This window comes from Affinundibacterium seohonense, from assembly GCF_014284305.1.
Classification (GTDB): Bacteria; Pseudomonadota; Gammaproteobacteria; order Burkholderiales; family Burkholderiaceae_D; genus Undibacterium; species Undibacterium seohonense.
This window is the reverse complement of record NZ_JACOFW010000046.1, coordinates 1-9869: the sequence shown is the minus strand read 5'-3', so window position 1 is coordinate 9869 and position 9869 is coordinate 1. Positions and strand designations below refer to the sequence as shown.

The window sequence follows — 9869 nt, the reverse complement described above, 5'->3', positions numbered from 1 at the left end:
CAATTCGCATACAATCCCCTTAATCAATCGACTCACAGTCGGTTCAGTCCAACAAGGTTTATCCGCCGCAATGATCGCGGATTCTTATTTTTGCGTTTCCGGTGCGGCGGATAAACGCTATTCGTTAGGCCATGCGAAACTATAGAAATATTCATCGATTTTCAATGCCAAAACTAAAGAGCACATTCGCAATTTTGGCGTCCATATTGTCATTGTTGGCCGGCTGCACGTACCCAATTGACTCCAAAGAAAATAGATTTGAAATCTTGGGGGATAAAGGATACCGAGGCACCCTGGATCAGTCCAGCGGAAAGCTAGAGATTGATATGGATGGCCAGCGACAAACCGGTCAAGTACGGTTTGAGCGACAACGCGATGGCTCGTTGAAGGGCACACTGCTGCCCACAGATGGAAGCACACTCACATGTGAGCTCATCTACGTATCTGCAAGTCGGAGCGGTGGTGGAGGCCAATGCAGCACCCCCAATGGAAAGATATTCTCTGCGAGTTTCTGGAGCGGCAATTGGTTTCGTATGTGAAATACAGAGCGGTAGATTCATGGCCTAACAAATCATCCCAGCTGACAGCCTCCGGCGGCCGCTGAATTCAAACGTTGGGCATCACAAACCGTTCACCACTGAAGGAAAGCGTCATGCGGAAATTTACAGTCACAGCCATTCTCTTCCTCGTCGCGATGCAGGCATTTGCGCAAGGAGCCAAGTCACCACAGCAATTGGTAGAAGCGTACAAGAGTGCGCTTCTGGCAAAAGACTTACAGGCATACATGTCGTTGGTCTCGCTTTCTAAAGAACAGGACCGCTCAGCAATCGAGTGGCAATTCCGGGAGCGTGCCAACGCGATTATTACCTCAGCGAAGATACTACCCTTTTCCGCATACGAAGCACAGTACAAGCAGGCCGTTAGCCAGGGAGCCAAGCCAACCATCGATCCGAAAGGTTGGCTGCTAGTCGAATTCGCACCGAATAAACTACCAGGAGGGGTTGTTTCAACTTACAAGGATGTCCTTATCTTTGGACTGAGAAACGGACGCTACTACTTTGGCTCTTAACCGAGGCTCGCTCTTTCAGCAAAGCAGTCGCTGATGCCCAACGAGTAAGGTTAGATCGTGACGCGAAGCGGCCACGATCTGAACCGTTTGTTGGACGAGCCCGATTTATTTGCGTGTGTTTGGGGATGGCTTATGCAAATAGCTTTTGCCTGTTTGCACTGTTGGTTGGAATGTCGCTGTCTTGACTTTGGCGAGATTTAGCTGAGCTTGAAATTGACGTCGTTTTTCTGGTGGTTTCCTCACTTCTCCTTATTTTTTACCGCGTATTTGCTGGTTTTTCTCAATGTAAAGACGAGTTTATCTAGCCGTCATTCGACGGTTGTTTTTGGGGTTAGCCAGAGCGCTTACATCATGATTCCCTTGCTGGTTGGAACCACATGTGGCATGGATACATCCTTGACATTGGGACGATATCGAGATTCGATTCGCGTTTGTGGGATCCGTTTAATCCCACCGCAACAAGCATAAATCATCACCGGTCTTGGCGCCGGTGTGATCGCTGGTCGTTGGACTCGCAACAGGATTTGTAACAAGGTGATTTGTCGTTTGCAATTGGGATGAAGGAAGCCAAAGTTGCGGGCGCGACGAAAGCCTTTGGGTAGTATGTGTTGCAGTAGTAAGCTTAAAAATTCCACGCCAGTGACCGTTCTGGTTTGCGTTGTCTTGGTTTTGGAATCGATATACCGAAAGCGCACATGTTGATCATCGCAAGAGAGGATATCTTTTTCTTGGATGACACCTCGGTACAAATACCGTACTAAATAAGCGATCGCCTTGGCACCGCTACCAACTTGTTTGTAGTCCACCACCCATTTATCCGTGATTCCTTTCGGTACGACGAACCCTAGTTTGGTGATGCCGTCCAACATCTTGGCACGAAAGACTTTCGCAAGCGCTTTATGATGAAAGAGGTATTTGGTTTGCTTGATCCGCCAGCGCTGTTGCTCGGTATTGATCGCCCCACTGGGAACTACCATGTGCACATGCGGATGGAAATCTAAGCGTCGGTTATGCGTATGCAGTACCGCAATGGCACCGGTATTTCCCTGTAAGTGTTTATCATGCTGGCTAAACGTGTTGATGGTGTCCCAGGCAGTTTTGATGAGCAAATCATAGAGTGATTTCTGATGCTGCCACACCAGTGTTCGCCACTCTTTTGGGAGGGTAAATGTCAGCATGAAATAATCGACGGGCAGTAGTTTTGCTTGCTCTTGTTCGATCCAGCGCTGGGACTCATGGGCTTGGCAATGCGGGCAGGATCGGTGTCCGCACGAATGTGGCAAATAATCGGTTTTGAAACAAGCCTCACACTGCACGCGCATCTGTGCCGAAAGCTTTGTTCGACAATGCTTAAAGGCGCTCAGGGCGCGGCGTTGACTGGGTAAAAGTGATGTGCCATAGGTGTGTAGGAAATCACTTTCAAAGCGTTGCAGGATATCGATCAAACGGATCATTTGATCTCTCCCCAATGGATGTAGAGTCGACTCATCAAGAGGTTGAGGCGTTCAACTGCGGTCTCGGTTTGATGATTTGTCAGATGCGTGTAACGCGTGGTGGTGAGGATGGATTGGTGGCCGAGGAACTGCTGTAAGTCTGAGAGATTGATGCCTGCTTCGATACAGTGCGTGGCATAACTATGCCTTAAGCTATGGGGTGAAATTCTTTTTTTAAACCGATATCGACGCACACAGCGCGCAAGGCTCTTTGTACGCCACCATCGTCTAAGTGCGTGGGCGCAAGATGCGCTTTCTTTAAACCACCAGCACGATTCGGAAAGAGCAAATGGGGATGTCGATGCACCATCCAAAATTGACGCAGCACCGTTAAGGTAGAAACTGGCAGCGGCACGAAACGATCACGATTGCCTTTCGCGTCCCGAATCTGCACCCGCAGACGATCCGCGTCAATATCAGCAACTTGCAAGCGCAAACCTTCACCAAGGCGCAAGCCAAGACTGTAAAGCACATAAAAAAACACGCGATAACTGAGTACCTTGGTGTTGGCAATAATCTGCTGCATCTGTTCTACTGTGACGATATCGGGCAAGCGCTGGCTGTGAGGCGCCTTCACCAAATTCGGTGCAGGCCAATCTTGGTGTAAGACTTTATCGTAATAAAATTTGAGTCCATACAAATCGTGCTTGAGAGTACTCCACGAATGGGTGCTCAGTAATTTAGAGAAATACTGCGTTAACTGCGCCTCGGTTAAGGCATTAATTTGATATTGGAAATACAGTCCAGCACGCCGCACACCTTGCGAATAAGCTTCGATTGTTTTAGGACGAAAGCCAGCAAGTCGAAGCCGCTGTAGATGGGTTTGGTAATGCGATTCAAAGTCCGCAGGCCAGTCGTGATTCATAATCAATTCTCCTCAAAATAGTGCCTTCACCGTTGAAGGCTTGAGATAGAATTGTAATTTTGAATTTCGGAGTTGGTATGCTTTGTTTTCTCCGCGTAGCGGCTTCGTCCAACTTGGCGTTCAAGTGAACTCCACTCCGTTCCTCCGGGCGCGCTGACGCGCGCCGCTTAACTCTACATTATGCCTCAATCAAATGAAACGCTTTTTCAATAGCCCAACTTTTTTTCTATATTTCTGGATTATTTTCACGATAGCCGTCTGGTCTAGGCAATTTCTAGATGAACGTTGGCATCCGTCGGCAAAAGCGAGTTTCGGCCGTTTGATTCAGCATCCGGGGATTGCAGCAATTGAACTTTGTTTTGTCGTTGTACTTCTTTTGCTTACGTTAGTAATTCGAACCCGACCAAATTGGGTAATAGTTGGAGTAGGTTTCGCGGCGGCTTTCTGCGCGCTCTATCACATGTTTGTTTATTCGATTGGGGTAGATATGTTGTTGCTCGTGGCAACGACGCCTGTTATCCGTGAATATATGAAGTCCGCATAACAGGATGGTCGATCGGACTGGCTGTGATGCGGTTCAGTATTTTATTTATTTGTGGGCGGCCAGCCGTTCACCGTTGCGTTATGCCGATATCAAAAGAAAAAATATTGGCGCAACATATGCATCGAATTGCGGATGAGATTTTTAAATTTGAAGAATTAGAAAAAAGCTCTTATTCCGCGTTCACCGCCGAAACCTGCCATCGACAACTTAAAGGATTGCCTATTGTCGACAACTTGGAAATTGTCTATCCAAAGCTGCTCACATGCAAAGCACTACGCAGCGCCGAAGAATGAATAGCTTGCGGAATGGCTATATCGAGCATTGAGGTCAAGAGTGCTATTGCAAACTAAAAATACTCGATCATTAAAGTTTGATTGAGTACTTAAAAGAAATGCGGCTTGTAGGTCACTTTTTTCTACGAAATTGTTGTCGACATGAGCTGGATCTCAGCCTTGTTAGGATCGCCAGCCAAATCAAACACAGCCAGCCGAAAATGATTTGACCAAGGCAAATAGATTCAAATAAGATCGATGGAATTCCATTTTTTTAATAGGATTACCATCTCATGTCACACGCCATCTCACGTCGGGACTTTGTTCAATGGGCTGCGGCCAGCAGTTTGATCCCTAGCGTCGCAACTGCCACTCAATCAAAAAAAATAGCGCCAGCTAGCATTAGCTTGCCGCCCAAGGCTAGGATAGCGACTGTGGTCGACAAATATTGGGGCGTAGAAGTCAGTGATGATTATCGTTGGATGGAAACACAGCCCAAGACCGCCGAATGGGACAGCTGGCTGCGTGCGCAAGCCGACTACGCACGCGCTAACTTAGATGCCTTACCTGAGCGCGCAGCGATGCTTAAACGTTTGGAATTGTTCTCATCTGATGCTGACTCACTACGAAATGTTCTTCCCGCTGGTGGACGCATTTTCATCGAAAAACGTTTGAAGGGTGAGCAAGCTTTCAAAGTATTTGTGCGTGACTCGCTACAATCGGCCGAACGGGTATTGATTGACCCCGATGTTCATCGCCAGTCAGAAGATGTGCCGGCAACCGTAGACTATTTTGTACCCTCGCCTACTGGCAAGCATATCGCCTACGGGGTTTCAATTGGCGGTTCCGAAATCTCCACCACTTACATCAAAAACGTCAGCACCGGCGATACAGTAGAGATTACAAAAATCTTGTCACGCGGTTCAGGTTGGAATAGTGATGGATCTGTTTTTTTCTACTACCGCGTGCGAGCAGATGCAGTTCCTGGCTCTCCTGATTTTGGACGCGGCGGTAGCTGTTGGATGCACCGATTAGGAACCACTCCCAATACGGATAGAGAAGTTTTTCGCAACAGTGAAGGACCAGATTTCGATGGTATGGAAGACGATTTACCAGTGGTCCGTGGTGCCTTGGGTAGCAATTGGATACTGGGGATGCATTTACTAAATGGAAATGATATCAGCCAAGTCTATGTCACCAAAGCACAAGACCTGCTCGATGGTAAACCGCAGTGGCGAAAAATTGCCGGCAAATCTGCAGGTGTTAAAGCCATAGATCTCATTGGCGACACGATTTATGCCCTAGCCAAAGGCCGAGAAAGTCGTGGCGAGATCGTTAAAATCCATACTGATAAAGAAGACTTCGCAAGCGGAAAAATCGTCTTACCGGCCAAACAAGGCGTCCTCAATGCATTGGTCGCTGCCCGTGATGGCATCTACGTCGCAGACCTCGCTCGTGGGCTGTATGGCTTACAGCGAATCTCGCTAACTGACCAGGTCGAACGCCTACACTTGCCGCAAGCTGGCTCGGTTTGGGGTATGTTCGGGGCACTCGACGAAGATGGTCCATGGTACAACATGGACGACCTCACCATTCCAGGTACGACCTACAAAGTCAATGCACAAAATCTTCATAGCCAGAAACATCAATTTGAACGTCCGCTAGGTTTCGATGTTTCGCGCTTCAAGACGACACGCATCGACGCGCCGACGCGTGACGGCGTCAAAGTGCCACTGGAAATCTTGCATAGGAAAGACATTACCCTCAATCGCCGCAATCCACTATTGATGATTGCTTATGGCGCTTATGGCACTATCCTCGACCAGGGCTTTAGTTCAGCGAATATGGCCTTTCTTGATGCGGGTGGTGTCATAGTCTATGCCCATGTGCGCGGTGGAGGCGAGTTAGGCGATGCTTGGCATCTGGCGGGGAAAAAAGCCACTAAACCGAATACTTGGCGCGATGCGATTGACTCAGCTGAACACCTAATTAAACTGGGATGGACCGATAAAAAACATTTGGCGTTGTGGGGTACCTCCGCGGGGGGCATTATGGTCGGTCGCGCCATCACCGAGCGTCCTGATTTGTTTGCTGTAGCCATCGGCGAAGTTGGTGCATTTAATGTATTGCGTTTTGAACTCACGGCGAACGGCCCCGGCAATGATGTCGAATTTGGCACTGTCAAGAAAGAAGATGAATTCCATTCTTTACTCAAAATGGATGCCTATCATGCTGTCAAAAATGGCGTGCGCTATCCAGCCTGCTTGCTCATCACAGGTGCAAATGATTTGCGTGTAGAACCATGGCAGGTCGGAAAATTTGCAGCACGTATGCAAGCTGCATCGACAAATGTGCCTGGTGCATTGTTGCGCGTGAATTACGAGACAGGGCACTTCGCGACTTCACGTAAAAATGGCTTAGAAAAAATGGCAGACATTTTTTCTTTTGTCTTACATCATACGAAATGAAAGACGAATGGGGTCGTGTTTTAACATGACCCCATTTTACTGGTACCGCGACCTGCGCCGCTACGCCACAGTACCACACGCAGGTTTTGGTTTAGGTTTTGAACGTGCTGTGTCTTACATCACTGGTGTGGGTAATGTGCGGGAGGTGATTCCTTTCCCACGTACACCTGGTCATGTGCGTTTCTAATTTGTTGGTTTAAGTTCGGATGATGAAGGGCGACTTTGGGTCGCCCTTTTTTGTTGGTATTTCGATGATTAAACTCGCTGTTTTGAAATTCTGTGACGTGCACTTTTTGTTGGTTTGGTTATACCAAAGGTTTATACAGCATTACGATTATCAATCAAGCGCTATGCGGGTTTCAACAGACTTGAAACAAATTGTCATTTTTCACGAGCCAAGTTAATATGCATTTTTGTTAAATTAAATTGAAGTTATGCGTCATGACACTTTCAATGATTAGAAATAGTCCAGGTTCACTGAGCATCGCTACTGTCGTCATATTCTTATCATTATGCTGGCTAAGTGGTGAGGTAAGCAGCATCGCAATTGCATGCCTCTTTATTTTTAATGTTCTTGTCGGTGGTGCGAAAATTTCTCAACCATCGGCGTACTTTGGGGGTATCGCTGCACTCGGTGTTGTCACATTCACGATCAGTCTGCTATTCGAATCGGCGCGAGGATCTGCAATAGTTATGGTGCCGTTTCTATTCATGATTATTCTGTTGTACTGCGTTATCGGTTATTTCTCAGGGTATTTCATTATGTCCATTTGGACTCGCATAACAAGACAGTCGAAGGTGAAGCCGTGATATTGTTGAACTTTCGTTTTTCTTGTGCCACGCGGCTCACCTCACTTTTGCGTTATGCATCAATGATTTCAGCGGAGCCTTCCATATGAATGATCGAGAGTCTGAGGTAACGATTGAACTTGCGAAAGCATTGATTGAGACAATGCAGACTCATGCTCCGTCTTGGAAAAAAGCATTTGTTCGATTCAGCGCTACCGATGCACAATTCGGTTCAAATGGATCTTATGTTACGGACGCGGGGGTCTTTTTGTTCGACCCGTTTGAACTCCAGAGTTTCTTTGAAAAATTCAACGCCTTGGGATCAGAGCTCCGCGAACTTGTTTGGAAAAAGAACGGATTAACATTTTGCGTCCTATTGCTCGCAGTTGATTCGTCGTTTGAATATAAAATTGATTTCGAAAACAACAATTCGAACAAATGGAAAATTTCAAAAATAAACGGGGCAAGTGGTATTCCTGAAGGCCTTAGCAATGCATAACAAGATGGTCGATCGGACTGGCCGCAATGCGGTTCAGTATTTTATGAATTTGTGATCGGTCGTCCGATTACTGTTACATTATATTTTCCCATGACCTTAGAACTCCATATTTGCAATAGATTAAACGCACTCGGGGTGGACTGCTCCGTCGTTGGTGACGAAGTGCATTTTCCAAGAGACCCTAAACCGGTCAAACTCAGGTTTGAAGAAGAATGGCGTGACGCATTTCGAGATTACAAACGAGCGCGAAGTCTGACATACGATCATGAGTTGCGAACGATGGTTTATAACAACTCGGTAGAAGTAATGGTCTCTAGACTCTCGCCAGCACCTATTTTGGCACCTGAACAGTACACACTGAACGATCGCCAAGGAAATAGCGTGAATGTAGGCACAGCATCATTCGCGTTTGCATTTTCGTTCTTTGATTCCCAAGAGTATGAGGATTTTTTCAATCGTCGCGTCAAAAAAAGGCTATATGAAACTAACTTATTCATTCGCCGTCTTCCCAATTTTATCTGGATGCCAAATACTGCAACTTACAATCACAAGGGACGTAAGACGCCAGTCGGTCTAAAAGAAAAAGCTATTTCTGCAATTCGAAATAGCTTGTTTAAAATCGCAGTCGAACAACATGACTCAATGGTGCTTTGGAAACCCAACACTCGACGAATTAAGTCGATATACATAGAGACACCGATAGAGGAACAATCGATTCCGTTTGCTACCTATGATGAAAATGTCGTTAGTTATTACAAAGTGGCAAAGGCGAGCCCATTTTCTAGCCAAAGTTTTCTCGCGTATTACCATGTTTTGGAGTACTACTTCCTTCGTGTTTCAGAACTATTACTTCATGATCGGCTTAGTTCATTACTTAATAGTACCGGTTTCCGCGCCAATCGAGAGGCTCTCGACAAAGTTATATCGGCAGTCCGTGGCCAAGATGCAAGATCTGATGAAACGGAAATGTTGCGAAATGTTCTCGACCGATTTGTTCAGGAAGATGATCTCATTGAATACATCAAAAAGTTTGAGGACGCATGCGGCGAAAAAATATATACGAAACGACGAAAGGTGTTTGGCGAGGAATTTCAAATAAATTTAACGAAGGACCATGCTCTCGCCAATTCCGCCAAACTATTGAAGCATATCCGCAATGCGATCGTCCATTCCAGCGATCGCTACAAACGCGAAGATTGTCACATCCCTCTCTCAGAGTCAGAGAATGTCATTGAGGAATTTATCCCTCTTCTCAGATTTCTTGCAGAACGAGTAATTTTCGGTACCGCTACGTAGTCTATAAATTAGCGTTAGACATAACATCATAAAGCTCAACATGAAACGATTTAAAGAATTTTTGAAAGAAGTAAAATTGAATGAATCCAAAGAGAAAAAGCTTACAGAGCTCTCCCTTGCACTCGAGCACCAAACGTATAAAAACATTTCAGGCACCCAGAATTCGTTACGTATTGATCCACAGAACACAAGTACTCTAACTCAGAGGCATGCGCACGTATATGCCAAGCCAAACGGTGGCGGAAAGCAGCTTTACTCGGTGAACTTAGACGGATCAGGACACGATGGATCATCTGGCACAGTAATTCCCGCAAGTCATGCAGATCACTTGCGTCGACTCGGGTTCGAAATACCAGTCAATCTCGCTCTAGAAAGCCTAGATTTTGAATCTCTTAGCCCCGAACTCTACGAGATCTGCATTCTCGACGACGATGTCTAACAAGCCCTGTAAGGCGCAATCTTTTCGTAAGGCAATGGAATGGACTCCTCCCCCTACGGCATCAAATGTGCCAAACTAATTAGAGGTAAAACTGATTAGTTCACAGAGGAGAAGTCCAAATGAATATTACTCGAA

At 46.4% G+C, this 9869-nt stretch carries 9 protein-coding genes and 1 pseudogene; 8 read left to right on the top strand and 2 right to left on the bottom strand.

What is annotated here, in order from left to right:
* The first annotated feature begins 652 nt into the window (after positions 1-652).
* The gene (locus tag H8K52_RS20190; RefSeq protein WP_186924717.1) at positions 653-1069 is read left to right on the top strand and encodes a hypothetical protein; all 417 of its coding nucleotides are present in this window, start codon (positions 653-655) and stop codon (positions 1067-1069) included.
* A 344-nt stretch (positions 1070-1413) separates the two neighbouring features.
* On the opposite strand, the gene H8K52_RS20185 is transcribed toward H8K52_RS20190, so the two are convergent.
* Positions 1414-2523: an IS91 family transposase gene (locus H8K52_RS20185; protein WP_246464727.1), complete on the bottom strand. Its 1110-nt coding sequence runs from the start codon at positions 2521-2523 to the stop codon at positions 1414-1416.
* Positions 2520-3427 (bottom strand): annotated as a pseudogene (locus H8K52_RS20175) (tyrosine-type recombinase/integrase). The gene H8K52_RS20185 and the pseudogene H8K52_RS20175 overlap by 4 nt, the downstream one beginning before the upstream one ends.
* Before the next feature lie 193 nt (positions 3428-3620).
* Here H8K52_RS20175 and H8K52_RS20170 point away from each other — a divergent pair.
* The 7 genes from H8K52_RS20170 to H8K52_RS20140 all read left to right on the top strand — a co-directional run bounded on the left by H8K52_RS20170 (position 3621) and on the right by H8K52_RS20140 (position 9734).
* On the top strand, positions 3621-3971 hold the full coding sequence (locus H8K52_RS20170) for a hypothetical protein (protein ID WP_186924714.1): 351 nt from the start codon (positions 3621-3623) through the stop codon (positions 3969-3971).
* Between the two features lie 80 nt (positions 3972-4051).
* Complete coding sequence (locus tag H8K52_RS20165; protein WP_186924713.1) at positions 4052-4264, top strand: hypothetical protein; 213 nt, start codon at positions 4052-4054, stop codon at positions 4262-4264.
* 272 nt (positions 4265-4536) lie between these two features.
* A complete protein-coding gene (locus tag H8K52_RS20160; RefSeq protein ID WP_186924712.1) occupies positions 4537-6711 on the top strand; it encodes a prolyl oligopeptidase family serine peptidase in 2175 nt (724 codons plus the stop codon).
* Positions 6712-6736: 25 nt separating this feature from the next.
* Positions 6737-6898, top strand: coding sequence for an amino acid--tRNA ligase-related protein (locus H8K52_RS20155; protein ID WP_281388011.1), 162 nt, complete (start codon positions 6737-6739; stop codon positions 6896-6898).
* A gap of 708 nt (positions 6899-7606) precedes the next feature.
* The gene (locus tag H8K52_RS20150; RefSeq protein ID WP_186924711.1) at positions 7607-7999 is read left to right on the top strand and encodes a hypothetical protein; all 393 of its coding nucleotides are present in this window, start codon (positions 7607-7609) and stop codon (positions 7997-7999) included.
* Positions 8000-8089: 90 nt separating this feature from the next.
* Entirely contained in the window at positions 8090-9295 is a 1206-nt protein-coding gene (locus tag H8K52_RS20145; RefSeq protein WP_186924710.1) for a hypothetical protein, read from the top strand.
* A gap of 40 nt (positions 9296-9335) precedes the next feature.
* Positions 9336-9734 (top strand): hypothetical protein, encoded by a 399-nt coding sequence (locus H8K52_RS20140; RefSeq protein WP_186924709.1) that lies wholly within the window; start codon positions 9336-9338, stop codon positions 9732-9734.
* The last annotated feature ends 135 nt before the right edge of the window (positions 9735-9869 follow it).

Coding starts and splice junctions, on each gene's coding strand:
- H8K52_RS20190 (WP_186924717.1), top strand. CDS start 653: ATGCGGAAATTTACAGTCACAGCCATTCTCTTCCTCGTCGCGATGCAG.
- H8K52_RS20185 (WP_246464727.1), bottom strand. CDS start 2,523: ATGATCCGTTTGATCGATATCCTGCAACGCTTTGAAAGTGATTTCCTA.
- H8K52_RS20170 (WP_186924714.1), top strand. CDS start 3,621: ATGAAACGCTTTTTCAATAGCCCAACTTTTTTTCTATATTTCTGGATT.
- H8K52_RS20165 (WP_186924713.1), top strand. CDS start 4,052: ATGCCGATATCAAAAGAAAAAATATTGGCGCAACATATGCATCGAATT.
- H8K52_RS20160 (WP_186924712.1), top strand. CDS start 4,537: ATGTCACACGCCATCTCACGTCGGGACTTTGTTCAATGGGCTGCGGCC.
- H8K52_RS20155 (WP_281388011.1), top strand. CDS start 6,737: ATGACCCCATTTTACTGGTACCGCGACCTGCGCCGCTACGCCACAGTA.
- H8K52_RS20150 (WP_186924711.1), top strand. CDS start 7,607: ATGAATGATCGAGAGTCTGAGGTAACGATTGAACTTGCGAAAGCATTG.
- H8K52_RS20145 (WP_186924710.1), top strand. CDS start 8,090: ATGACCTTAGAACTCCATATTTGCAATAGATTAAACGCACTCGGGGTG.
- H8K52_RS20140 (WP_186924709.1), top strand. CDS start 9,336: ATGAAACGATTTAAAGAATTTTTGAAAGAAGTAAAATTGAATGAATCC.